The organism is Streptomyces sp. NPDC026062 (assembly GCF_055568375.1).
The window spans coordinates 144,133-167,652 of sequence record NZ_JBVHOQ010000001.1; the positions used below are offsets into that span (position 1 = coordinate 144,133).

A 23,520-nucleotide genomic window follows, 5' to 3' on the forward strand; every position below is an offset into this window, starting at 1 on the left:
TGATCACCGGTGGTCCGTTTCGTACATGCGGGTGCGGCTGATGACGATCCAGGCGGCCAGCAGACCGACCGCGAGCATGGCCAGGGAGAGGGCGGCGGCCTTGCCGAAGTCCCCTTCCTGGGTCGCGTAGTTGTACGCGAGCTGGTTGACCGACCAGGTGGGGCTGATCTGTCCGGGGGCGCCGGTGGTCAGCACGGTCGGTTCGACGAAGACCTGGCTGCCGGCGGCGAAGCTGGAGATGAGGACGAAGGCGACGTAGCTGCGGACCATGGGCAGCTTGATGTGCCAGGTGGTGCGCCAGGTGGACGCCCCGTCGACCTGGGCGGCCTCCATGACGTCCTTGGGCAGGGCGTTCAGCGCCCCGTACAGGACGATGATCCAGCCGCCGGCGTGAACGGCGACGCCCATCACGGTGAGGACGGCGATGAGGTTCTGCCCCGAGAGGGCGTCGGTGGCGCTGGTGATGTCGAACAGGTCGAGGACCGGTGTGAACGGGCTGGCGTCGGGGCTGACCATGAACAGCCACAGCAGGGCCGCCGCCGATCCGGTGACCGCGCCCGGCAGGTAGTAGACGAACTGCATCGTCGAGGAGAAGCGGCCCGGCTTCACATGCAGGGTCAGCGCGAGGGAGAGCACCAGCAGGACGAGGATCGGCAGCCACAGCAGGAGGTACGTCCCGACGTGTGCGGCCGAGTCGACGAGCCGGTAGTCCTCAAAGACTCCGGTCCAGTTGCGGACACCGGCGAACGAGCCGTCGTGGGTGAAGGACGTCCAGAGCGCGTAGGCGGCCGGGGCAACGCCGAAGAGGACGAGGAAGAGCGTGTAGGGGCCGATCAGTCCCCAGGCGGCGAGCGACCGCGCCCGTTTCATGGGGCTCTTCGGCTGCGGGGCCCGGCCGGCGGGCTGGGGGTCGGGTCCGGTGGCGGGCTCTGCCTCCGGGCGGCTGGCAAGCGTCATGGGGCGGCTCATCCGACGGTGTAGTTGCTGGTCTTCGCGGCCTGCTTCAGCCGGTCCTGCCAGCTGCCGAGGGAGTCCTTCAGCGACTTCCCGTCACCTGCGGCGGCACCGAAGGTGTCGTTGAAGCTGCTCTGCCACTCGGCCTCGTAGCGGACGGCGCCGAAGCCGGGGCGGAGGTTGGCGGCGGCCTCGGTGAGCACCGGGACGGGGTTCGTGGCGTAGTAGGTGTCCTTCGCCTTGGCCTTGCCCCATTCGGTGGCGGCGGCCGTGAAGGCGGGGTACGTGGGCTGCTTGGACTGGAGGGGTACGTCGGTGGTCAGCCAGGTCACCAGGTCGGTGGCGGCCTTCTCCCGCTTGCCGGCGTGCCTGGACACGACGAACGCGCCGCCGCCCACCTGACCGGCCGCGGATTTCGGCTCCCCCTTCCAGACGGGCATCTGCGCGGCTGCGATCCGGCCGTCGGGCACCTTGAAGGACGGCTTGAACATGAAGTCGCCGAACCAGGCCGGGCCGGGCAGCATGAGGATCTTGTCGTCGGCGCCGAGCTTCGCGAAGGACGGCTCGGTCGGCACCACGTTGGTGACGGCCTTCCTCTCGGTGAGCGGCTGCAGGACGTCGGCGACGCGGGTGCAGGTGTCGTCGGCCGTGTCGATGCGGACCTTGGTCAGGCTGAGGGTGTCGCGGGTGGGGCAGCCGCTGGAGCCGAAGTAGAGCCCGGCACCGTACTTTCCGGCGACGGAGCCGACGATGGTGCCGGGGTGCTCGGCCGCTGCCTTCAGCCCGACCTTCTGATACTCCTCCCAGGTGGTGGGCACCTGGTAGCCGTACTTCTTCATCAGCTTGGCGTCGTACCAGAGGATGCCGGGCGCGATGTCGTTGCGCAGACAGTACGTCTTGCCGTCGAAGGTGCAGGTGTCGAGCGCGCCGGGGGCGAAGCCCGCCAGGGTCTCCTTCGGCACGGCGGAGTCGAGCGGGGCCGCGTAGTCGAACGGCTCGGCGGCCAGGGTGGCCGTCTCGGACGGGTTGGCGAGGAACACCACGTCGGGCCAGCCGCGCTTGGTGCGGTTGGCGAGGGAGATCTTGGTGGGCACGTACCCGGCATCCGGGGGAATCGTGACCACGCGGATCTTCTGGTCCGGGTGCTCCTTGGCATACTCCTTGGCAGCCGCGGTACGGGTGTTGTCGACCCAGACGAGCAGCTCGTCGCTGTCTCCGCCCGAGCCGCCGCTGCCCGAGCCACAGGCGGTGAGCAGCAGTGCGCCGCACACGGAAAGCGCCGCACGCGTCTTTGCGCCGGTACCCCATCGGTTCATCGAAGACCACCTCTGTGCCCGAAAGTGAAGTTGCGATAGTTTTCGCAACAACGGATCGATCGAAACGTAGGAGAAACATCGGATGACGTCAACGGCTGGGGACGATTCGACACGGAGCACTTTGGCGGAGATTGCCGGAGAGGCCGGAGTTTCGGTCTCCACCGTGTCCAAAGTTCTGCATGACAGATCCGACGTGTCATCGAAGACACGCGCGAAGGTCCAGCGGCTGCTGGAGCAGTACGGATACCTGGCCCGGAACAGTCCGCCGACCTCCCAACTACGGGGCGGGCTGATCGAGTTCGTCATCAACGAACTGGACAGCCCCTGGGCCGTCGAGCTCATCCGGGGCGCCGAGGAGGCGCTGCACGGGGTCGGCATGGGCATGGTGGTGTCGGCGACGCACGGCCGCACGAAGCTCGCCCGGCAGTGGCTGGACTCGCTGGCCACCCGTCCGACCCGGGGCGCGATCCTGGTGGTGCCCGAACTCACCGCCGAACAGCACGAGGAGCTGCGCCGGCTCGCCCTTCCGTTCGCGCTGGTCGCCCCGATAGAGGAGCCGGCCCCGGGGGTGCCGTGGGTGGGTGCCACCAACTGGCCGGGCGGTTTCGCCGCCACCCGGCACCTGATCGAGCTGGGCCACCGGCGTGTCGCGATCATCAGCGGACCGGCCCGCCGGCTGACGTCACGGGCCCGGGTGGGCGGCTACCGCTCGGCACTGGAGGAGGCGGGCCTGCCCTTCGACGAGGAACTGGTGCGGTACGGCGACTTCACCCACGGCCTCGCCCATCAGCACGCCCTGGACCTGCTGCGACTCCCGGACCGGCCCACCGCGATCTTCGCCGGAAGCGACCATCAGGCGCTGGGGACCTACCGCGCGGCGGCCTCGCTCGGCCTGCGGGTTCCGGAGGATGTGAGCGTGGTCGGCTTCGACGACCTGCCGTTCGCGGACTGGGTGACTCCGCGGCTGACGACGGTCAGGACCCCGCTCGCCGAGATGACCGCACTGGCCGCCCGGATGGTGCTCCAGCTGATCGCCGGGGAGCAGCCGGAGACGACCCGGGTCGAGGTCGCCACGGAGCTGGTCGTGCGGGAGAGCACCTGCCCGCCGGGGGCGGGCGCGCATGCGGGGACGGACTCCGATTCCGGTGCAGGTGCCGGCTCCGGTACCAGTTCCGGTGCCGGCTCCGGTATCACCTCCAGTTCCGGCGCCGAATCCGGCACGGGAACGGGAACGGGAACGGCGGGGTAGCGGCGGGCCGGACCGTCCGCTCGTGTCGCGGCCGGAGTCGGCCGGGTTGCATTTTCGCAGATTTTCGAAATAGTCGCTTCACCTACCGGTGATCAAGCCGTGATCAGCCGGCCTTCTGCCGATCGGAGCACCCCGTGGCGCACGCCCGTCCCCCCGCGCTTCTCGCCCTCGCCCCGCGCCATGTCCCGGAGCTGTTCCCTCCGGATGTGCTGGCCCGGCTGGCCGGCCTTGTCGGGATCAATGCCGCGCGGCCGCTGGTCGCCGGGCGGTTCGACGACCCGGCGGACACGGCGGTGCGGGAGGCGCTGGCCCGTGCCGAGGTGCTGATCACCGGGTGGGGCTGTCCGCCGCTCGACGCGTCGGTGCTGGCCGCCGCGCCTCGGCTGCGCGCCGTCGTGCACTCCGCCGGGAGCGTCAAGTCGCTCGTGACGGACGCCTGCTGGGACCGGGGCATCACCGTCTCGTCGGGTGCGGACACCAACGGAGTCCCGGTCGCCGAATTCACCCTGGCGGCAGTCCTGTTCGCCGGAAAGGGCGTATTCGCCGCCCGGGAGCGGATGCGGGCGGCACGCGGCGCCCTCTCGCCCTTCGACCTCGGCCCCGGAATCGGCAACTTCCGGCGCCGGGTCGGCATCATCGGCGCCTCACGGATCGGCCGTCGGGTGATCGAGCTCCTGCGGCCGTTCGATCTGGAGGTGTGGCTCAGCGATCCGTACGTCGACGAGGTGACCGCACGGTCACTCGGTGTACGCCTGGCCGGCCTCGACGAACTCCTCGCCGCGTGCGAGGTGGTCAGCCTGCACGCCCCGTCGATTCCCGAGACACACCGTCTGCTCGACCGCGAACGGCTCGCGCTGCTGCCGGACGGGGCGGTACTCATCAACACCGCGAGAGGGGCGCTGATCGACACGGCCGCGCTGACGGACGAGGTGGCGAGCGGCCGGATCACCGCCGTGCTCGACGTCACCGATCCGGAACCGCTGGCGCCGGATGCCTCACTGCTGGACCTGCCGGGCGCCTTTCTGACCCCGCATCTGGCGGGCTCGCTCGGCAATGAGCTCCAGCGGCTCGGGAGTGCGGCGGTGGACGAGGTGGAACGCCTGGTCACCGGAGTGCCGTTCGCCCGCCCCGTCCACAGGGAAGAGCTCGCACGCAGCGGGTGATCCGCTCCCTGCCGGTTCCGGTCCTGGCCGACGGCTCAACGCAGATACGCGAGCCCCGGGTGGGCCCGGGTGTAGCCGTCGACCAGCCGACGGGCGACGGTGACCGAGTCGACCAGCGGGTGCAGCGCGAAGGCCCGGACCGCGTCGGCGCGCGAGCCGCTCGCTGCCGCGTCGAGCACCGCGCGTTCCACGGCCTTCACCGCCGTGACCAGCCCGACCGCGTGGTACGGGAGCGGGTCGACGGCGACGGGGCGGGCGCCGTTCGCGTCGACGAGACACGGTGCCTCGATGACCGCGTCCGCGTCGAGCACCGAAAGGGTGGTGCGGTTGCGGACGTTGAGGATGAGAGATGTCTGTTCGTTCCGGGCGACGGCACGCATGAGGGCGAGCGCCACCTGCTCGTAGCCACCGGAGTCCAGATCGCTCTCGTCGCGCTCGCCGGCTCCCGCGGCCTCCCGGTTCTCGGACATATAGGTCGCCTCGCGCTCGGCACGGGTGCGGTCCCAGGTGGCCAGCGCGGGCGTGGCCGGGTCCTTCATGCGGCCGTAGAAACCCTCCTGCTGTTCACGCAGGAACGCACCCCGGGTCTGCTCCGCCTCCTGATAGGCGTGCACCGTCTCACGGTTGAAGTAGTAGTAGTGCAGGTACTCGTTGGGGATCGCGCCCAAGGAGCTCAGCCAGTCGGCGCCGAAGAGCCGGCCTTCCTCGAACGAGCCGAGCAGCTCCGGGTCGGCCAGCAGGCGCGGGAGTTCGTCGCGGCCCTCCACGTACAGCCCACGCACCCAGCCGAGGTGGTTGAGGCCGACGTAGTCGATCCTGGCCCGGTCGGGGTCGGCACCGAGCACACGGGCGATACGGCGGCCGAGGCCGACGGGTGAGTCGCAGATCCCGATGACACGGTCGCCGAGGTGCTCGGACATGGCCTCGGTCACCAGGCCCGCGGGGTTGGTGAAGTTGATGACCCAGGCGTGCGGGGCGAGCCGGGCGATGCGACGGGCCAGACCGACGGCGACCGGGACGGTGCGCAGCCCGTAGGCGATTCCGCCCGCGCCGACCGTCTCCTGGCCGAGCACACCCGCGTCGAGGGCCACCCGTTCGTCCGCGGCCCGGCCCGCGAGGCCGCCGACCCGGATCGCCGAGAAGACGAAGTCGGCGCCGCGCAGCGCCTCGTCCAGTGATGTGGTCGCGACGACGGTGGGCGCGTCCGGGACCCCTTCGGCCTGCTCGGTGAGGACCCGGGCCACAGCGGTGAGCCGGTCGGGGTCCGTGTCGTAGAGGGTGACGGCCGAGACGCGGCCTTCGGCGTGGTCGGCGAGCAGCGCTCCGTACACCAGTGGAACCCGGAATCCGCCGCCGCCCAGAATTGTCAGCTTCACGCTTCCGCATGGTACGTGGGGTGACCGCGCCGGGCCCCGAGCGACCGGCCGGTGCGCGCGTACGACGGCGACGGCCCGGTGGCGGGACCTCAGGTCCCTCGTCACCGGGCCGTCGCCGTCAGGGGCTGGTGGTCAGGAGCCGTTCCACCAGCGGGTCACGACGTTCCACAGCCTGGCCGGGGCCGCGGGCCTGCGCTGCTGCGGGATCATCCCGGCCGCGGAGCCCTCGCCCGCCCCGCCGTCGACGGACCCGTCGACGGTGGTGGTCGCCCCCTTCGGACTCGCGCCGGCCGCTGCACCGGCCGGTTCCCCGGGGGCGGGCGCGCGTACCGGGGTCGGCGCCGTGTGGCGTACCGCGGACTGCACCTCCCAGTCCTGGCGCGAGGTGTTCGGCCTGCCCATGGAGGGCGGTTCCCGGTCGTCCTGCGGGGGGCGCGGCGCGAACTCGGCGGGGAGTTCGACCAGATGCCGGCCCATGAAGTTGCCGACCCAGCGCAGTTCGCTCTCGTCGACGGAGAGTTCGAGGTCGGGCAGGCGCATCAGCAGCGCGTCGACTCCCACGTCGGCGATGGCGCGTCCGATGTCCTGGCCCGGGCACTCGTGGGGTCCGCCGCTGAACGCGAGGTGGGAACGGTTGCCCTCCATGCCGGCCTTCAGGTCGGGCCGTACCACCGGGTCGGTGTTGGCCGGGGCGATGCCGACGATCAGCGCGTCGCCCGCCTTGATGCGCTGCCCGCCCAGCTCCGTGTCGCCCACCGCCCAGCGGCCGAAGACCGCGGTGAGCGGCGGTTCGTCCCACAGGGTCTGCTCCACCGCTTCGGGGACGGTCATGTGACCGCCGCTGAGCCGGGCCCTGAAGCGCGGATCGGTGAGCACCATGCGGAGCACGTTGGCGATCAGGTTGGTGGTCGCTTCGTAGGCGGAGACCAGGATGATCCGCAGATGCTCGGCCAGTTCCTTGTCGTTCATCTGCGCCGGGTGCTCGACGAGCCAGGTGGCGAAGTCGTCCGCGGGTTCGCGGCGGCGCCGCTCGACGAGACGGTTCATCGCCTCCAGCACATAGGCGTTGCTCTCGACGGCTGTCGCCGTGCCCCGGGTCATGTCCCGGGCCGCCTCCACCATCCGGTCGTTGTACTCGTCGGGCATGCCGATGATCGCGCACAGCACCATCATGGGAAGCCGCTCGGCGAACTGACTCACCAGGTCGGTGCGGCCCTCCCGGCAGAAGTCGTTGACGAGCCGGCTGCTGTAGCGGTTGATGTGACGCCGCACACCGCGGGTGTCGATCCGGCTCATGGCGTCGGTGACCGCGCCGCGCTGACGCTCATGGGTGGCACCGTCGGCGAAGACGCAGACCGGCTGCCAGGTGAAGATCGGGGCCAGCGGGTGGTCAGGGGCGACGCTGCCGTCCTGAAGGGCCCGCCAGCGGCGCGAGTCGCGGGAGAACTGCGAGGGCGTGCGGGTCATGTGCAGGTTCTCGCTGTGCCCGAGGACCAGCCAGGCGGGTACGTCCCCGTGCAGCAGCACGGGCGCCACCGAGCCGTGCTCGGCGCGCAGTTTCGCGTACAGGCCGTACGGGTCCTGCTCGGCCTCGGGACCGTAGATCCGCCGTCGGCCTCCGGGGCCGATACCGAGGCCGTGGGCCGGGCACTCGGGGGGCGGAACCGGCGCCGTGGCCTCGCCGGGCTCGTAGTGGAATGGGGTTGTCACGATCACTCCAGGGATCAGGCCGCGAAGGGCCGGACGAATGGGGGTACGCGGTGGGGTCGCGTGGATCGGTTGCGGGCTCGGGCGTGTGGGCAACGCGTACGGGCGATGTCAGCCGAGCGGGACGGCCAGGCTGTGCAGATAGCGCATCAGCGTCATCAGGACATCGCGGCTGGAGGCGCGCAGCCGGGCGTCGCAGTCGATCATCGGGACCTCGTCCGGCAGGTCCAGAGCGCTGCGCAGCGCCTCGACGGGGTGTTTCGGCGCATCGGGGAACGTGTTGACGGCGACGACGAAGGGCACACCGCGCTCCTCCAGCCGTCCGATGACGTCGAAGCTGACTTCGAGCCGGCGGGTGTCGATGAGCACGACCGCGCCGAGTGCGCCTTCGAACAGTCCGTTCCAGAGGAACCAGAACCGCTCCTGGCCCGGGGTGCCGAACAGGTAGAGGATCAGCTCCTCACTGATGCTGATGCGGCCGAAGTCCATGGCGACGGTGGTGGACGTCTTGCTCTCCACCCCGAAGTTGTCGTCCACGCCGACGCCGGCCTGGGTCATGGTCTCTTCGGTCGTCAGCGGCCGGATCTCGCTGACCGAGCCGACCATGGTCGTCTTGCCGACCCCGAACCCGCCGACGATCACGACCTTCACCGCGGCTGTGGCCGTGGTGGGAAGGACGTCCTCGCTCCGGGGGCCCGTGATCGTGTCAGAGTTTCTGAAGTCCATGCATCACCGCTTCGAGGAGGGACCTGTCCGGGAGGGTCGCGCGGACGATCGGCGCGCGCGATTCGATCAGTTCCGTGGCGAGGAGTTCGGTGAGGAGCGAGGTCACCACGCTGAAGGGCAGGCTGAGGTAGGCGGAGATCTCGGCGACGGACAAGGGTGCCTGGCAGAGCCGCAGGATCACGGCCTGCTCGGGCTGGACCGTCGGTTTCGGCTGTGCCTTGGAGACCACCATCGTGACCAGGTCGAGCGCTGCCCGCTCGCTGCCGTCGGGATCGCCGGTGATGACGTACAGCCGTTCCGGATCGCTCAGTGCCGGATCGGCCTTGCGGCGTTCTCGTCGGGCCGAAGTCATCCGGCCTGCCCGTCATGGCGGGGCGGACTCGTGAGGTGGGCGCCGATGCGTACGACCATGTCGCGCATCCGTGCCCCGACGAGTCCCGCGTCGACCGTCTCGCCGGCGAGCACCGCGAGATAGGCACCCGTGCCGGCGGCCATCAGATAGAAGAAGCCGCCGGTCACCTCGATGACGACGAGTCGCATCCTGCCGTCGCTGTACGGGATCTCGGAGGCGACCGCGGCGGCCAGGCTCTGCAGCCCGGCGCAGGCCGCCGCGAGCCGGTCGGCGACATCGGGGTCGCCGCCGTGCCGGGCGATGCGCAGGCCGTCCGCGGAGAGCACGACGATCTGGTGGATGTCGGGGACGTCGTCGGCGAGCTCTTTGAGCATCCAGTCCATGTTGCCCCGCTGCTGGATCACTTCAGGTCTCCCTTGTCCCACGTGTCGTCAGAGTTGTCGTCCGCCCCGGGCTCCTGCGGCACACCGTTGGCCGCCTTGGTGAACGCCTCCAGCCAGATCCCGGGAGGCGGCTCCTTCCCGTTGGCGTGGCCGTTGCCGGTGCCGTTGGTCCAGGCCGCGCCGGTGTCGGCGGACTGGGGGGGAAGGTTGTGCGAACCCAGCGGTGCGCGGCCCCGGCTGCGACGTTGCGGAAGTCCGCCCGAGGTCCACTCGGTCACCACGGGGGCCTCGTCCTCCATGGCGGCGGCCGGGCGGATGTCGGGTGCGACGGGTCCGGTGGCCTGTCGGGAGGCGACGGGCTGGGGCTTGCGGTGGGAGCTGCGCGTCGGGACGACGTGCTTCATGTCCGCGAGGTCGATGTCGCTGGTGGGCCGTGAGGTGGCGCCGATGCCGTGGGCGATACCGGGAGCGGGCCCGGTGGTGATCATCGCGCGGGGCACGATGAGCACGGCGCGGACACCGCCGTACGCAGACTGCCGCAACGACACCTGGAGGTCGTACATCCGCGACAGCCGGCCGACTACCGCCATGCCGAGGCGGGGAGACTCGCCGAGGTCGTTCATGCTGGAGCCGGCCTGGGCCCTGGCGAGCATGTTCTCGGCTCGGGCGCGGGCCTCCTCGCTGAGGCTGACGCCGCCGTCCTCGATCTCGATGGCGATGCCGGACTGGACCTCGACAGCCGTGACGTGTACGCGGGTCTGCGGCGGCGAGTACCGGGTGGCGTTGTCGAGGAGTTCGGCGCAGGCGTGGATGAGCGGTTCGACCGCGGTGCCGATGATGGCGACCTTGACGATCGAGTGCAGATCGACGCGCGGGTACTCCAGGATGCGCGACATGGCACCGCGCAACACGCTGAACAGCGGTACGGGCTTGGGCCACTGACGGCTGGGGCGGGCCCCGCCGAGCACGGCGATGGAGTCGGCGAGCCGGCCGATCAGCGCGGTGCCGTGGTCGATGCGGAGGAGGTCGTCGAAGACGTCGGGGTTGCGCCCGTGGTGCTCCTCCATCTCCCGCAGTTCGCTGGCCTGTCGGTGGACGATCGCCTGGACGCGGCGCGCGACGTTGACGAAGGCGCGCTGCGCGGAGTCACGCGTCGCCTCCTCGTTGTCGATGATGTCCAGCACGGTGTAGACGAGGGCGCGCTGGGCGTCGGGGAGATGACGGTAGGCCTCGTCACCGTCCACGACGTCCCGGAGCACCTCGTCGGGCGAGTTGCCCACGCGCAGCCGGTGAATCGCCGCGGGGAGGAGCTCCTTGCTGATCCGTACGGTCTCTTCGTCGTAATGGGCGATGCGCAGCTCCAGCGCGGTGACGCGCTGTTCGTAGTGCGCGCGCTGCCGCCGGATGGTGCGTGAGCGGCGGGCGAGTTGGGCGGTGAGCACGGCGACCACGGCAGTGGCGACGACGCCGCACCACATGACCGGCATCCGCGCCGCCTCGGCAACCAGCGCCACGCCGGCCGCGGTTGCGCCGGCCATCACGACGACGGGCAGCAACACGGCCCGGACGACGGGTGTTTCTCGGTCGATCGGTGGTGATTCAACACGAACCATCTAAAACCTCTGGCGGTTGATTCGGTAGGTATTCGGGAGGTACGGCGCTTGCAGGACAGGAGGGAACAAGCGCTCGATTTCATATCAACTCGGCTTCACTGCGCGTGAGCTTAGTCAGATCGAAACAGTGGTTCTGCACATTCGCCCAACCCCCTGCGCGAGCGCTCCAGCGGTAATACACTCACGAGTTTTTACACGTACCGCAAACAGGCGTGTGCGGGGAGTGACGGAGTGGCGAGATGCGAAAGAATCGCCCCCGTCGTCCCGCACCATGGGACGACAGCACCCGCGCCGCCCGCCTTCGGTCGCTCACACCCCTTCAAGAACCACACTGAAGGGGTGAATTGCCGAATGATCCGCATCCGGAGAGGTCCACCATGTCCCACAGGAAGGGACAAGGGCACATGTGATCGAAGTGGATCGAAAGGGGCAGATTGATGACCACCGCAAGGGTGCAGGGCAATTCGGCACACGAAGGGGAACAGACGTCTCATGAGGCCGACGCGGGACTACACCATCGAATCGCTCGACACCGGCCTCCGGCTGATGCGGCTGTTCCTCACCCACGACTCACTGACCGTCTCCGAGGCGGCCGGGCTGCTCTCGATCGGCCGCTCCACCGCCCACCGTGTCCTCAGCACTCTGGAGGCACGCGGATTCGCGATCCGGGAGGACTCGGGGCGCGGCTACTGCGCCGGTCCCGAGCTGGTACGGCTGGGACGCCCGGCAGGATTCGGATCCCCTGTCCGGGAGCGGGTCGGCTCGGTACTGGAGGACGCGGTGCTGCGCACCGGCGAGACCGTGCTGAGCGCCGCGCTGATCGGCGACCAGGTCATCGTCACCGACGGCCGGGAGTCCTGCCATCCGGTACGGGTGATGCTGGAGCGGGACCGCGCCCGCCCCGCACACGCCACGGCGGGCGGCAAGCTGCTGCTCTCCCGGATGACCACCGAACAGATCTGCGCCCTGTATCCCGAGGAGCGGCTGGGCGCGGTCACCCCCCACACGGTCGCCTCCCGGCCGGAACTCCTCGCCCAGCTGGCCCGGATCCGAGACCGGGGATTCGCGCTGAGCCGGGGCGAGTCGGTGCCGGGGCTGCACGCGGTCGCCGTACCGCTGACGGGTTCCACCTGGCGTGACCGGCTGGCACTGGTGGCGTGCGCTCCGGCCGGCCGGAGCGACGACTCGGCGCTGGAACGCCTCGCCGGGGAACTGCTCCGGTCCGCCGCGCAGCTCGGCGCGGCCAGGTGAGCGGGGCGGCCAGGTGAGCGGGGTGAGCCGGGGCGGGCCGGGGCGGGCCGGCGGCCCGGAGGCCACCCGAACGCCCCTCTGGTCAGCGGCGGGAGCCTCCGATGCGGCCCTCCAGCTGAACCAGCAGTTCGCCGAGTTGGGCGCCGAGCCGGTCGCGCGACTCATCGTCGAGGCCGGAGAGCAACGCGCGTTCGTACGCGAGCTGCTTGGGCAGCAGCCCGTCGACCAGCTCGCGCCCCTCGTCGGTCAGGCGGACGAGCGCGACCCGGCGGTCCCGGGCGTCACCGCGGCGGTCGATGAGGCCGTTCTCCTGGAGGACCCGGAGGCGTTTGGTGACGGCGGCGCCGGAGGAGAACGTCTCCCTGGCCAGTTCGCCCGGGGTGAGTTCACGTCCTGTCCGCCGTACGGCGCCCAGCAGGTCGAACTCGGCACGGGTCAGTCCGGCTGCCCGCAGCGGCGCGTCCTCGGCCTGCTGGAGCAGGGCGGAGCAGCGGTTGATACGGCCGATGAGTTCCATCGGTCCGGTGTCGAGCTCCGGGTTCACGGCCTGCCACTGCCGTACCACCGAGGCCACGATGTCGTCGGTCACACCGCTCCGTTCTCCTGGGCCGGGGCGATCATCCCCTGCCGTGTCGCTGTCGCCGCGAGCGTACGGTGTCCGGCCTGCTCGGCCGCGAGCACCGCCTCCTGCGGAAGGGCGCGCTGCCACCATTCGCCTGCCGCGGCGTCGTCCGCCTCGCGCAGTTCGACCAGGGATCCCGTGAGTCCGCGGCGGGCCGCGTCCAGGGATGCGGGCGTGGACGCGGGCGCGGCAAGGGTCCGCACGGCGTGTACGCGGGCCTGCTCGGCGGCGGCCAGCGCCTTCTCGACACGGCCGGTGGCGCGGCGGTTGGTGACGAGGACCGCGGCGAGGAACCCGACGGCGGCGCCGATGACGGTGTCCAGTACCCGGTCGCCGATGAGTTCACCTGCCGGGTGACTGCCGGCGTACTCCAGCACGAGCAGTGCCATGGGGGTGACGGCCACGGAGCCGAGCCAGTAGTTGCGGGTGATCAGGGCCTCGGCGGCGAAGCCGAAGAAGAGGCAGAAGCCGATCAGGGCCAGCGGGTCCATCCGGGCGAGGGGGAGTACGGCGGCGAAGACCAGGACGCCGAGGAGGTTTCCGAGGGTGCGCTGCAGTGTGCGGTTCCAGGAGAGTGTGACGTTGGCCTGGTAGAGCGAGGCGGCGGTCACGATCGCCCAGTAGGGGCGGCCGACGCCGACGGCCGAACAGATGTATCCGGCGAGCGCGCAGCCGATCAGCGTGCGGGCGGCGACCGGCAGCAGCGGGGAGCCGGGGGCGAGGCGGTGCAGCAGGGCGCGCGGACTTCCGCTGCGGGCGGTGCGTTCGGCGTCGACGCCGAAGAGTTCGGCGGCGGTCCCGGGGGCGGGTGCCGGTGTGGGCACGGGCTCGCGGGAGCGGGTCTGCCGGGCCCACTCCCGGAGCCGGGCGGCGTCCCCCGCCGCGTCGTCCGCAGGCACGGAGAGTGCGGCTTCGGCGTGGACGACGAGGCGTTCCAGTGCACTGCGCGCGGGGGTGGGCCGGCCGGCCGCGAGGAGGGTCTGCCAGGCCGCGTGCACGGCGGCGACCGCGCCGTGGCGGGTGCGGTGGCCGGGCTCGGCCACGTAGGCGGCTGCGGCGTTCAGCGCGCGGGCCGTGGCACGGCGCTCGGGTCCTTCCCGGCGGACCAGTGCGGGAGCGATGGTGACGAGCCAGGACACCGCGCCTGCGCCGAGGGTCAGGGCCAGGTGGCCCGGCACCTGGCCGATCTCCTGCGGGGTGAAGAGGGCGGCGGAACTGACGAACGTGAAGATCACCGGTCCGGGGGGCCCGATGCGGGTGGCGTCGCAGAGGAGCTTCTGTCCGGCGGCCAGGAGCGCGCCGACAGCGATCAGAATCGCGGTCGAACCTGTCAGTGAGGCCGCGACCAGGGAGACCCCGAGGCCCACGAGCATGCCGAGGACGACTCCGACGACGGTCCTGGCACGGCGGGCGTACGGCAGGTTGTGGCCGTACAGCGCGCAGAGCGAGCCGGCCATCGTGTACATCACGAGGTCGAGGCGGTCCATGGAGTAGAGCACCAGATTGGGGATCGCCGTGGCGACCACCACACTGGTCGCCGGCTTGAACCACATGTCCGAGGGCCGGGTCAGGCGCAGCGGCGCCGCCAGCGGGATGGTGCGGACGGAGGGCCACCGGGTCCGGATGCTTGTATTACTCACACATACACTTTAGCAGGTATTACACATGTAAACGACTTTGCTCCACGCCTCTCCCCCGGGACATCCGGGCCGGGCGCCGTCCGACCGCCCGTCAGCCGCTCTGCTCGTCCGTCACCTGGACGTGGTCCCCGATGCCGACCACGAGAACGCGCGTACCCGGTTCGATCGGGCGCCAGCGATGGACGAGGCCGCCCGCGCAGTAGAGCGTGTCGCCCCGCTCCAGGCGGTAGAAGCTGCCGTCGGCCTCGACCTCCGCCGAGCCGTCGGCGACGTACAGGATCTCGTCGTTGCGGTGCCGGAACTCGCGGCCCCAGTCATGGTCCCCGGTGAACTCCAGCGCGTGCAGCCGCTGATGCCCGCGGACCAGCGGCCGCATCCGGCCGTCGCCCTCACCCTCCGCACCCGTTTCCCGTACGGAGGCGGAGGTGCCGCGCACCACGTCGACGGGACGGGGCGCCTCGGCGGTGGCCAGCAGCTGGACGGCGGTCGTGTCGAGCGCGTCGGCGATGCGCTGGAGCGATCCCATGCTCGGCCTGGAGCGGCCGTTCTCGATCTGACTGAGGAAGGGGGTGGAGAGCCCGGCCCGTCGCGCGACCTCGGCAAGGGTCAGCTCCAGGGCGCGGCGCCGTCGGCGAATCCCCGGGCCGACCAGCGGGGTGTCCGCCTCGCTCATCTCATTCACTCCGTGTCCCTGCGTGCCGCACACCACAGGCGGCGGGGCAGTGAGCAGCCTACCGGGCCGGTTAACCTCTTAAGTCCCACCTAATAAAGTTAACCGGGAGGACCGATCCATGCCCCTCGTGGACCAGAACCAGCGACGGCGACGCGGTACCGGGCTCATAGCCCTGGACGAGGACACCAGCTACGGCGGCTACACCCTCTTCGCCCCGCTGACCGGTGGTGGCGAGGTGTATCTCATCGACATGCGCGGCGAGGTCGTCCATCAGTGGAACCTCCCGTACCGGCCCGGACGGCACGCCCGGATCCTGCCCAACGGCAACCTCGCCTACAGCGGCGTCCTCCCGGACGAGCCCGCGCTCTTCCCCATGTGGCACAAGTACCGCGGCGGGATCATGCAGGAGATCACCCCCGACGGCACGGTCGTGCGCGAGCACCGCGACCGTTTCCAGCACCACGACGCGTACCACTACGGCGACGGCCGGCTGCTGTACGCCGCGCTGGAACCGCTGACCGGGGAGGCCGCGGCCGCCGTCAGGGGCGGGGTCCCCGGTTCGGAGCCCGACGGCACGGTCTGGGCCGACACCATCGTCGAGGTGAACGCCGAGGGCGACACCGTGTGGGAGTGGAAGGTCTCCGAGCACCTCGACCGCGAGGCCTTCCCGCTGCACCCCGACTACTCGCGCGAGCACTACCCGCTGATCAACAGCGTGCTGCCGACCAGCGACGGCAACATCCTGGCGAGCTTCCGCTCCGTCTCCGCCGTGGTCGTCATCAGCCGCGAGACCGGCGAGATCATCTGGCGCAGCGAGCCCGGTGTCGTATCGCAGCAGCACTGCCCGACCGAGCTGGAGAACGGCAACTTCCTCGTCTTCGACAACGGGGTCTTCCGACCGCACTGGGACGTCCCGTTCAGCCGGGTCATCGAGATCGAACGGTCGAGTGGCACCATTGCGTGGGAGTACCACGACCCGGCACGCGAGTCGTTCTTCGCCCCGTTCATGGGCAGCGCCCAGCGCCTGCCGAACGGCAACACGCTCGTGACGGACTCCCCCGCGGGACGCCTCTTCGAGGTGACCGAGGACGGCTGCCTCTGCTGGGAGTACATCGTGCCGTTCTTCGGCGGCTACCAGGAAGAAGAAGTGCGCAAGCTGTTCCCGTCCGAGCCCAACGCCGTGTTCCGCTCCTACCGCTACTCGGCCCAGGAGCTTCCCTGGCTCGACGTCCCGAAGGGCTGAGCCGGACCATGGCCTCCCCCGCCCCCGGCACGGCCGCCCCGGCCACGCCGGTCCCGTCGACCGACGCCGCCGCGCCGGTCCCGTCCGTCGCGCCGGTCGACGAGCGGCTCCCGCTTCCGCGGCTGGTCCCGCTCGCGTTCCAGCATCTGCTGGCCGGGGTCGCCGCCCCCGTCTCCTCGGTCATCCTCATCGGCACCACGCTCTCGCTGAGCGCGTCCCAGACCGCCTCGCTGCTCAGTGCCACGCTCGTGCTGTGCGGCATCGGCGCGCTGCTCCAGTCGCTGGGCGTGAAGGCGCTGCGGATCGGCGCCCGGCTGCCGTTCCTGATGCTGCCGGGCGGCGCGGCGGTGGCGATCTTCCTCCAGGTCGCCAAGGAGCACGGACCGGCCACCGCGTCCGGTTCGGTGCTGATCGCGGCGGTCTTCCTGATCGCCGTGCTGCCGCTCTACGGGCGACTTGTGCGGTTCTTCCCGCCCCTGGTCATGGGCACCACCGTGGTCCTGATCGGCATCAACATGATCAAGATCACCGCCCCGATGATCGCCTCGGGCCCCGGGCTCGGATTCGCCACGCTCGGCATCACCGCCCTGTTCTTCCTGTTCATGCGCGGTGTCTGGCGGCAGATGTCGGTGCTCTTCGGTCTCGCGGGCGGCACGCTCGTCGCCGCGCTCAGCGGTACGGCGTTCCACATGGCGCACGGCAGCACCTTCGCGCTGCCCGACCCGTTCCCCTACGGCACACCCCACTTCGACCTGCTGGCGGCCGTGCCGCTGCTGGTCTTCGCGCTCGCCTCGCTGGCGGAGGCGACCGGTCAGACGGTGCTGAACAGTGAGGCGGTGGGCCGGACTCCGGACGCGGCCCGCGACGTGCCGAGGATCTCCCGCGCGGACGCCGTGACCTCGCTGGGCGCCGGTGTCTTCGGTACGTCGCTGATGGTGACCAGCGCCGAGAACATCGGGATCGTCCAGCTCACCCGGGTGCGCAGCCGGTTCGTGACAGCGGGGGCCGGGGTGCTGCTGATCCTGTGCGGCCTGATCACCCCGCTCACCCGGCTGCTCGCCGCGATCCCGGAGCCTGTGGTCGGCGCCGCGGGGCTGATCATCTACGCGGTGATCGCGACCATGGGCTTCGGAATGCTCAGCCGCGAGAACCTCAGTCACGGCACGAACGGCATCGTCGTCGCACTGGCTCTCTGCGTCGGCCTGCTGCCGGTCTTCGCCCCCGAGATGTACGCGGGCCTGCCGGTGTGGGCGCGGACCGTCTTCGGCAGCGGCGTGGCCGCCGGGGCCCTGGCGGCGGTGGTCCTTGCCGCGGTGTTCTCCAGGCTGGGACCGCCGGACAGCGCGCCGCCCGGCCGTACGCCGGAGTGAGCGATTGAAGACGCCCGCACCCTTCCTGCGGTTCCGGGGTGCGGGCGTCTTCGCGTACGCGGGTGCCGATGCCCTCGCGCAGGTGAGTGCCTCTGTTCTTCGCGTACGCAGGCGCGGGCGTACGCGGGGCGGGCTCAGCCGAGTCCGCGGGCGTCCTGCTTGAGGGCGGTGTCCACGGTCAGCGCCGTCGCCACGACGAGGCTCAGCAGCGGCTCGGGCAGCTGGTAGTGGACCTGCAGCACATAGTTGTCGGCCGTCGTGAACAGCGTCTTCGCGAGGCCTTCCCAGGTCTTGGTGATCCGGGCTATCTCGGCGTCGTTGTGGTCGACGATCGCGAAGTTCCAGGCGCGCCAGTTCTCGGCCTTGATCGCACCGATCTGCCGGCCGTCGGCCATGATCGCGAAGTTGATCTTGCCGATGGCGTTCTGCTGGACGATTTCGCCGACCGGCTGACCGTCGGGGCGCTGCACGATGACCTTGGACTTGATGAACTTCGCCGGCCGGGTCAGCAGCAGCTGCGGCTGGCCGTACGCGTCGCGGATCTCCAGCCGGTGGGTCAGGTACTGGTCGATGCTGGTCAGAAAGCGCAGCACCTTGCGCAGTGCGCTCTGGCCGACCTGGACGACCGAACCGACGGTGTTGCCGTGCTGGTCGAAGACGCTGTACTCGTTCGTCAGCTCGATCAGCTTGGCCTTCTGGTTCACCACCAGGACCTGCTGGTTGAAGAGCGAACCCGCGCCCGGGGCGCCGCCCTGCTGCTGCGGGGCTGCCTGCTGCTGGTGCTGCGGGGCCGCCTGGGGCTGGTGTTGCCCGGCCGCCTGCTGCGGGGCAGCCTGCGGCTGGTGCTGTTGCTGGGCGGCCTGCTGCGACGGCACCTGGGCGGAGGCCTGCGCCTGCTGCTGCCCGTCCGCAGGATTGGTGTGTTCGGTCCACTGGGTACCGTCCCAGTAGCGCAGGAGCTGGGGCGCGCCGTGCGGATCCGGATACCAGCCCGCAGATACGTTCGAGTGCGTTGTCACCGGGGCACACTATCCCGGCGCGCCGGAATGGGACCCCCTTCCGCCCGAGATCCACAGCTTCACCGGTCGCCGCTGATCCCGTCCCGCACTCATTGAAACTTCACACACCACGTACGATGCCGGGATGGACTGGCTGAGCGAACGCATGGACCGGCGGCGCGGCGCCCGCGCGGCACTGCTGTTCGGCCCCGTGTTCGTGCTGATCGCCCTGGTCTCGTGCTGCTGGCCGATGTCCGGTCAGTCCGCCTCGGCACATGCCGGCCCCGCCCCCGCTGCCACGCCCCGGATCACCCTCGTGGTGTCCGCGCCGGTGCTGAACGCCGTGGTGGCCGACGCTCCGGAGCACCACGGTCCCGGACGGTCCTGTCACGGCGCCTCGGAACACTCGGCCGCCGTCGTGCTGCCCGGCAAGCCCGCTCCGGCGGCGCCCCCGTCGGCCTCCGTGCCCCTCCCCTCGGCCCCGCTCTCCGGCGGCGCCGACATCCGCGGCCCGTCGAACGACGCCGTGCGGGACGTCGACCATCTGCGCCTCCAGGTTCAACGGATCTAGCAGGCCGCGACCGTTCCAAACACCCGGGAACGGCTCCCAGGCCCGCACATCATCCGTGTCACGAACCGAAGGACCCACCATGGCCTCCCCCAAGAAGCAGAACACCGCTGCCGCCGCCCGCCGCGCCAAGCTGGACGAGGCCCGCCGCAAGGAGCGGGCGCGTGAGCGCCGCAGCCGCGTCATCACGATCGGCGCGGCCGTCGTCGTCGTGGCCGGTCTGGTCGTCGGCGGCGGCTACCTGATGAACGCCGCCGATGAGCAGGACAAGGCGGAGACAGCCGCCAAGGCATCCCCCGTCGAGGGCGAGAAGAGCTGGGACAAGCTCACGCAGGAGCACGTGCAGAAGAAGGTCGACTACCCGATGAATCCGCCGGTCGGCGGCGACCACAACCCGGTGTGGATGAACTGTGACGCCGATGTCTACTCCGAGGAGATACCGAAGGAGAACGCCGTCCACTCGCTGGAGCACGGCGCCGTCTGGGTCACCTACACGAGCAAGGCGAACCCCGCGGACGTCAAGAAGCTCGAAGAGAAGGTCTCGGCCACTCCGTACTCCCTGATGAGTCCGGTGGAGGACCAGGGCTCCCCGCTGATGCTCAGCGCCTGGGGCAAGCAGCTGGCCGTGAAGGACGCCGCCGACGCCCGCGTCGCGCAGTTCTTCACGAAGTACGTCCAGGGCCCGCAGACCCCTGAGCCGGGTGCCGCCTGCAGCGGTGGGATCGCCAAGTGACGTCCGCGACCCGTGCGTCACGGCCGATGGTGCTGGCCGGCGGAGCGGTTCTGCTGCTCGCGCTGGGTCTGGTTGCCCTGATGCTCGTACGTCCCTCGTCCTCGGCCCCCGCAGCATCCGCTGCCGCTCCCGCCGAGACCTCGGCGGATGTCGGATTCGCGCGCGACATGGCGGTCCACCATCAGCAGGCGGTCGAGATGTCGTTCATCGTCCGGGACCGCACCTCCGACGTGGCGGTGCGCTGGCTGGCGTACGACATCATCAACACCCAGGCCAACCAGCGCGGCATGATGCTGGGCTGGCTGGAGGTGTGGGGGCGTGCGAAGAGCTCCCCCGGACCGCCCATGGCGTGGATGGGCCATACGGTCACCCCGCGCGGTGACGGCGCGCTGATGCCCGGCATGGCGACCGACGCGGAACTCGACGCGCTGCGGGCCGCGAAGGGCAGGGACGCCGAGGTGCGTTTCCTGAAGCTGATGACCACGCATCACCGGGCCGGTGCGGAGATGGCGCAGGCGGCCGCCACCGCGGCCGGCACCGACGAGATCCGGAACCTGGCCTCCGGCATGGTCCTGGGCCAGCAGTCGGAGATCGCGCTCATGGCGGACATGCTCAAGGAGCGCGGGGCCACGGCCTGAGCGCTTCGGGGCCCGTTCCTCCCCGTACGAGCGGGGCGGAACGGGCCCCCGTCCGCTTTGCGTACAGCCCGCCGCGGCCCGGGCCCTGTCCGTCCGGGCACCCGCCGCGACCGGCACCGTGTCCGCCCGCATCGCGACCGTACTGACGTACGGCATCGCATAGGCTCGGGACCGATATGAAGAGCAACCTCACGCCGCTGGGGCCCAAGGCCGACAAGGACACCGTCCGGCGCAGCAACCTCAGCCTCGTGCTGCGGGCCGTCCGTGACGAGGGCGAGGCGACCCGGGCCGGGGTCGCCGCGCGGGTGGGACTGACCCGGGCCGCGGTGTCCTCGCTCGTCGAGCAGCTGATCGACAACGGGTTCCTCACCGAGTCGGGCAAGACCTTCAGCGGCCAGGCGGGCCGGCCGGGGACCGCGCTGAAGACGTCCCGCACCGGACCCGCCGGACTCGGCGTCGAGGTCAACATCGACTATGTGTCGGTGTGTGTCGTCGATCTGGCCGGCACCGGCCGGGTCCGGCTCACCGAACACCTCGACAACCGGGGCGCGCCGCCCGCCGAGGTGCTGGCGCGGGCGGCCAGGATCGCCGCACGCACCCTGGAGTCGGCGCGTGAGCAGGAGCTGTTCCCGGTCGGTGTCGCCCTGGCGCTGCCCGGTCTGGTCTCCGGGGGTTCGGTGCGGCAGGCCCCGAACCTGGGCTGGAACCAGGTGCCCGCCGAGGAGCTGTTCGCCGCTTCGCTGGCTGCCGAGCGCCCCGGACACGAGGCGCTGAAGGTGAGTTCGGAGAACGAGGCGAATCTCGCGGCGCTGGCCGAGCTGTGGTTCGGCGGGCTGGGGCGGGTCCGGAGCTTCCTCTATCTGACCGGCGAGATCGGCGTCGGCGGCGCCCTGGTGATCAACGGCGAGCTGTTGCGCGGCGCGCACGGTTTCGCCGGGGAGATCGGGCATGTGGTGGTCGACTCCGAGGGGCCGCAGTGCCGGTGCGGGTCGCGCGGCTGTCTGGAGCAGTACGCGGGACAGGCGGCGCTCCTGCGGTCGGCGGGGATCGAAGAGAGCGGCAGCGGGATCGGGGTGGCCGAACTGGAGCGGCGCACCCGGGCCGGGGACGCGCGGGCGGTGGCAGCGGTCGCCGAGGCGGGCCGGCAGCTGGGCCGGGTCCTGTCGGGGGCGGTCAACCTGCTGGACCCCGACGCGGTGGTGCTCGGCGGGATCTACCGGAACCTGATGCCCTGGCTGGCGCCGTCGGCCGACGAGGAACTGACGGACCGGGTGGTCTCCGGGCTGTGGTCACCGGGCAGCGCCCGGCTGCGCGCCTCCTCCGTGGCGGGGGACGCCGCTCGCGGTGCGGCGGGGCTGGTGATGACGGACGTGCTGGCCGACCCGGTGGCGTACGCGGGGCGGACACCGGACTGAGGTGACGGCCTGACGGGCCGGGGCCGCCGGGAGGGGGACGGAAGCGCGACGCGCTTCCGTCCCCCTCCCCCGTCATGACCGCCGGACTGCCCGCCGGGTCAGCGGACGCCGAGCAGGTGGTCCAGCGCCAGCTGGTCCAGCGCCTCGAACGCCATGCCTCGCTCGGCAGCCGCCGTCACGTCGAAGTCCTCGTAGGCCGAGCGGTCGGCCAGCAGCCCCGCCACGCCGTCCTCGGCCGTGCGCTGGGCCAGCTCGTCGAGCCGGGACGCGCGCAGCGCCTCCTGGACCGCCGGATCGGCGCGGAAGGCGGCGGCGCGCTCCTTGAGGATCAGGTAGTTGCGCATGCAGCCCGCGGCCGAGGTCCAGACGCCGTCGTAGTCCTCGGTCCGCGGCGGCTTGAAGTCGAAGTGGCGCGGGCCCGCGTAGTCCGAGCTCTCCAGGAGATCGACGAGCCAGAAGGCCTGGCGCAGGTCGCCGGCACCGAAGCGCAGGTCCTGGTCGTACTTGATGCCGGACTGGCCGTTGAGGTCGATGTGGAAGAGCTTGCCCGCCCAGAGCGCCTGGGCGATGCCGTGCGCGAAATTCAGCCCGGCCATCTGCTCGTGGCCGACCTCGGGGTTGACGCCCACCATCTCGGGGCGCTCCAGGCGCTCGATGAAGGCGAGGGCGTGACCGATGGTGGGAAGCAGGATGTCGCCGCGCGGCTCGTTCGGCTTGGGCTCGATGGCGAACCTGAGGTCGTAGCCCTGCTCGGTGACGTAGTCGCCGAGCAGGTCGAAGGCCTCCTTCATACGGTCGAGCGCGACCCGGATGTCCTTGGCCGCGCCCGACTCGGAGCCCTCACGGCCACCCCAGGCGACATAGGTGGTGGCGCCGAGCTCGACGGCGAGGTCGATGTTGCGCAGCGTCTTGCGCAGGGCGTAGCGGCGGACGTCCCGGTCGTTGGCGGTGAACGCGCCGTCCTTGAAGACGGGGTGGGTGAAGAGGTTCGTCGTGGCCATCGGGACGACGAGTCCGGCCGCGTCGAGCGACTGCCGGAAGCGCTTCACGATGCCTTCGCGCTCGGAGTCGGTCGAGCCGAACGGAATCAGGTCGTCGTCGTGGAAGGTCACGCCGTACGCGCCCAGCTCGGCGAGCCGCTGGACGGAGTCGACCGGGTCGATCGCCTCCCGGGTCGCGTCGCCGAACGGGTCGCGACCCTGCCAGCCCACGGTCCACAGGCCGAAGGTGAACTTGTCCTGCGGGGTGGGCGTGAAGCGTTCCGTCATGGTTCAGCCGCCTTCGGTGCCGTGGGTCCGCAGCCGGTCGAGCGGCCGAACCTCGATTTGTTCACTGTCATTACTAATGATGCACGGACCACCTCCACGAGGTAACCCCTCGTCCGGGGAAATCCTGAAATCGGGAGCGAACCCTGTTCCGCAGGGACTCCATCGCGTAATTTGTTCACCGTACGTTCAAATCACGTCGGCGCGAGCGCCCGCAGCGCGCCGGTCCGCCGCCCGGGAACCACCGGGACCGGAGAAGCCGGCG

At 70.8% G+C, this 23,520-nt stretch carries 22 protein-coding genes; 9 read left to right on the forward strand and 13 right to left on the reverse strand.

The window, feature by feature from the left end:
* Window positions 1-3: 3 nt before the first annotated feature.
* Both ACZ4LX_RS00665 and ACZ4LX_RS00670 read right to left on the reverse strand, forming a co-directional pair.
* Window positions 4-957 carry a carbohydrate ABC transporter permease gene (locus ACZ4LX_RS00665; RefSeq protein WP_467636182.1) on the reverse strand — a complete coding sequence of 318 codons (954 nt, stop codon included), beginning with the start codon at window positions 955-957 and terminating at the stop codon, window positions 4-6.
* Between the two features lie 8 nt (window positions 958-965).
* On the reverse strand, window positions 966-2,270 hold the full coding sequence (locus ACZ4LX_RS00670) for an ABC transporter substrate-binding protein (RefSeq protein WP_467636185.1): 1,305 nt from the start codon (window positions 2,268-2,270) through the stop codon (window positions 966-968).
* Window positions 2,271-2,352: 82 nt separating this feature from the next.
* On the opposite strand from ACZ4LX_RS00670, the gene ACZ4LX_RS00675 reads away from it, so the two are divergent.
* The gene (locus tag ACZ4LX_RS00675; RefSeq protein ID WP_467636188.1) at window positions 2,353-3,519 is read left to right on the forward strand and encodes a LacI family DNA-binding transcriptional regulator; all 1,167 of its coding nucleotides are present in this window, start codon (window positions 2,353-2,355) and stop codon (window positions 3,517-3,519) included.
* A gap of 134 nt (window positions 3,520-3,653) precedes the next feature.
* Window positions 3,654-4,682 (forward strand): hydroxyacid dehydrogenase, encoded by a 1,029-nt coding sequence (locus tag ACZ4LX_RS00680; protein ID WP_467636191.1) that lies wholly within the window; start codon window positions 3,654-3,656, stop codon window positions 4,680-4,682.
* Between the two features lie 35 nt (window positions 4,683-4,717).
* On the opposite strand, the gene ACZ4LX_RS00685 is transcribed toward ACZ4LX_RS00680, so the two are convergent.
* The 6 genes from ACZ4LX_RS00685 to ACZ4LX_RS00710 all read right to left on the reverse strand — a co-directional run bounded on the left by ACZ4LX_RS00685 (window position 4,718) and on the right by ACZ4LX_RS00710 (window position 10,839).
* Window positions 4,718-6,058 carry a 6-phospho-beta-glucosidase gene (locus ACZ4LX_RS00685; RefSeq protein ID WP_467636194.1) on the reverse strand — a complete coding sequence of 447 codons (1,341 nt, stop codon included), beginning with the start codon at window positions 6,056-6,058 and terminating at the stop codon, window positions 4,718-4,720.
* Window positions 6,059-6,190: 132 nt separating this feature from the next.
* Window positions 6,191-7,768 (reverse strand): cytochrome P450, encoded by a 1,578-nt coding sequence (locus ACZ4LX_RS00690; RefSeq protein ID WP_467636197.1) that lies wholly within the window; start codon window positions 7,766-7,768, stop codon window positions 6,191-6,193.
* 108 nt (window positions 7,769-7,876) lie between these two features.
* Window positions 7,877-8,491, reverse strand: a complete 615-nt coding sequence (locus ACZ4LX_RS00695; RefSeq protein ID WP_467636201.1) for a GTP-binding protein — start codon at window positions 8,489-8,491, stop codon at window positions 7,877-7,879.
* Window positions 8,472-8,843: a DUF742 domain-containing protein gene (locus ACZ4LX_RS00700; RefSeq protein WP_467636204.1), complete on the reverse strand. Its 372-nt coding sequence runs from the start codon at window positions 8,841-8,843 to the stop codon at window positions 8,472-8,474. Before ACZ4LX_RS00700 ends, ACZ4LX_RS00695 begins: the two co-directional genes overlap by 20 nt.
* Window positions 8,840-9,247 carry a roadblock/LC7 domain-containing protein gene (locus ACZ4LX_RS00705; protein WP_385280212.1) on the reverse strand — a complete coding sequence of 136 codons (408 nt, stop codon included), beginning with the start codon at window positions 9,245-9,247 and terminating at the stop codon, window positions 8,840-8,842. The genes ACZ4LX_RS00700 and ACZ4LX_RS00705 overlap by 4 nt, the downstream gene beginning before the upstream one ends.
* On the reverse strand, window positions 9,244-10,839 hold the full coding sequence (locus ACZ4LX_RS00710) for a sensor histidine kinase (protein ID WP_467636208.1): 1,596 nt from the start codon (window positions 10,837-10,839) through the stop codon (window positions 9,244-9,246). Before ACZ4LX_RS00710 ends, ACZ4LX_RS00705 begins: the two co-directional genes overlap by 4 nt.
* 492 nt (window positions 10,840-11,331) lie before the next feature.
* On the opposite strand from ACZ4LX_RS00710, the gene ACZ4LX_RS00715 reads away from it, so the two are divergent.
* Complete coding sequence (locus tag ACZ4LX_RS00715; RefSeq protein ID WP_467636211.1) at window positions 11,332-12,090, forward strand: IclR family transcriptional regulator; 759 nt, start codon at window positions 11,332-11,334, stop codon at window positions 12,088-12,090.
* 82 nt (window positions 12,091-12,172) lie between these two features.
* Here ACZ4LX_RS00715 and ACZ4LX_RS00720 read toward each other — a convergent pair whose 3' ends face one another.
* The 3 genes from ACZ4LX_RS00720 to ACZ4LX_RS00730 all read right to left on the reverse strand — a co-directional run bounded on the left by ACZ4LX_RS00720 (window position 12,173) and on the right by ACZ4LX_RS00730 (window position 15,025).
* On the reverse strand, window positions 12,173-12,679 hold the full coding sequence (locus ACZ4LX_RS00720) for a MarR family winged helix-turn-helix transcriptional regulator (protein ID WP_467636214.1): 507 nt from the start codon (window positions 12,677-12,679) through the stop codon (window positions 12,173-12,175).
* Window positions 12,676-14,352, reverse strand: coding sequence for an FUSC family protein (locus ACZ4LX_RS00725; protein ID WP_467636217.1), 1,677 nt, complete (start codon window positions 14,350-14,352; stop codon window positions 12,676-12,678). The genes ACZ4LX_RS00720 and ACZ4LX_RS00725 overlap by 4 nt, the downstream gene beginning before the upstream one ends.
* Before the next feature lie 91 nt (window positions 14,353-14,443).
* Complete coding sequence (locus ACZ4LX_RS00730) at window positions 14,444-15,025, reverse strand: helix-turn-helix domain-containing protein (RefSeq protein ID WP_467636220.1); 582 nt, start codon at window positions 15,023-15,025, stop codon at window positions 14,444-14,446.
* A 118-nt stretch (window positions 15,026-15,143) separates the two neighbouring features.
* On the opposite strand from ACZ4LX_RS00730, the gene ACZ4LX_RS00735 reads away from it, so the two are divergent.
* Window positions 15,144-16,268 (forward strand): aryl-sulfate sulfotransferase, encoded by a 1,125-nt coding sequence (locus ACZ4LX_RS00735; RefSeq protein WP_467636225.1) that lies wholly within the window; start codon window positions 15,144-15,146, stop codon window positions 16,266-16,268.
* An 8-nt stretch (window positions 16,269-16,276) separates the two neighbouring features.
* A complete protein-coding gene (locus ACZ4LX_RS00740) occupies window positions 16,277-17,638 on the forward strand; it encodes a uracil-xanthine permease family protein (RefSeq protein ID WP_467636228.1) in 1,362 nt (453 codons plus the stop codon).
* A 134-nt stretch (window positions 17,639-17,772) separates the two neighbouring features.
* Here ACZ4LX_RS00740 and ACZ4LX_RS00745 read toward each other — a convergent pair whose 3' ends face one another.
* On the reverse strand, window positions 17,773-18,657 hold the full coding sequence (locus ACZ4LX_RS00745) for an LURP-one-related family protein (protein ID WP_467636231.1): 885 nt from the start codon (window positions 18,655-18,657) through the stop codon (window positions 17,773-17,775).
* Between the two features lie 124 nt (window positions 18,658-18,781).
* Here ACZ4LX_RS00745 and ACZ4LX_RS00750 point away from each other — a divergent pair, with 124 nt between their 5' ends.
* The 4 genes from ACZ4LX_RS00750 (at window position 18,782) to ACZ4LX_RS00765 (ending at window position 21,990) form a co-directional block, all read left to right on the forward strand.
* Window positions 18,782-19,207, forward strand: coding sequence for a hypothetical protein (locus ACZ4LX_RS00750; protein WP_467636233.1), 426 nt, complete (start codon window positions 18,782-18,784; stop codon window positions 19,205-19,207).
* Window positions 19,208-19,286: 79 nt separating this feature from the next.
* On the forward strand, window positions 19,287-19,937 hold the full coding sequence (locus tag ACZ4LX_RS00755) for a DUF3105 domain-containing protein (RefSeq protein ID WP_467636236.1): 651 nt from the start codon (window positions 19,287-19,289) through the stop codon (window positions 19,935-19,937).
* The gene (locus ACZ4LX_RS00760; protein WP_467636241.1) at window positions 19,934-20,575 is read left to right on the forward strand and encodes a DUF305 domain-containing protein; all 642 of its coding nucleotides are present in this window, start codon (window positions 19,934-19,936) and stop codon (window positions 20,573-20,575) included. Before ACZ4LX_RS00755 ends, ACZ4LX_RS00760 begins: the two co-directional genes overlap by 4 nt.
* Window positions 20,576-20,751: 176 nt before the next feature.
* On the forward strand, window positions 20,752-21,990 hold the full coding sequence (locus ACZ4LX_RS00765; protein WP_467636246.1) for an ROK family transcriptional regulator: 1,239 nt from the start codon (window positions 20,752-20,754) through the stop codon (window positions 21,988-21,990).
* A 98-nt stretch (window positions 21,991-22,088) separates the two neighbouring features.
* On the opposite strand, the gene xylA is transcribed toward ACZ4LX_RS00765, so the two are convergent.
* On the reverse strand, window positions 22,089-23,258 hold the full coding sequence (xylA, locus tag ACZ4LX_RS00770) for a xylose isomerase (RefSeq protein WP_467636252.1): 1,170 nt from the start codon (window positions 23,256-23,258) through the stop codon (window positions 22,089-22,091).
* Window positions 23,259-23,520: the final 262 nt, after the last annotated feature.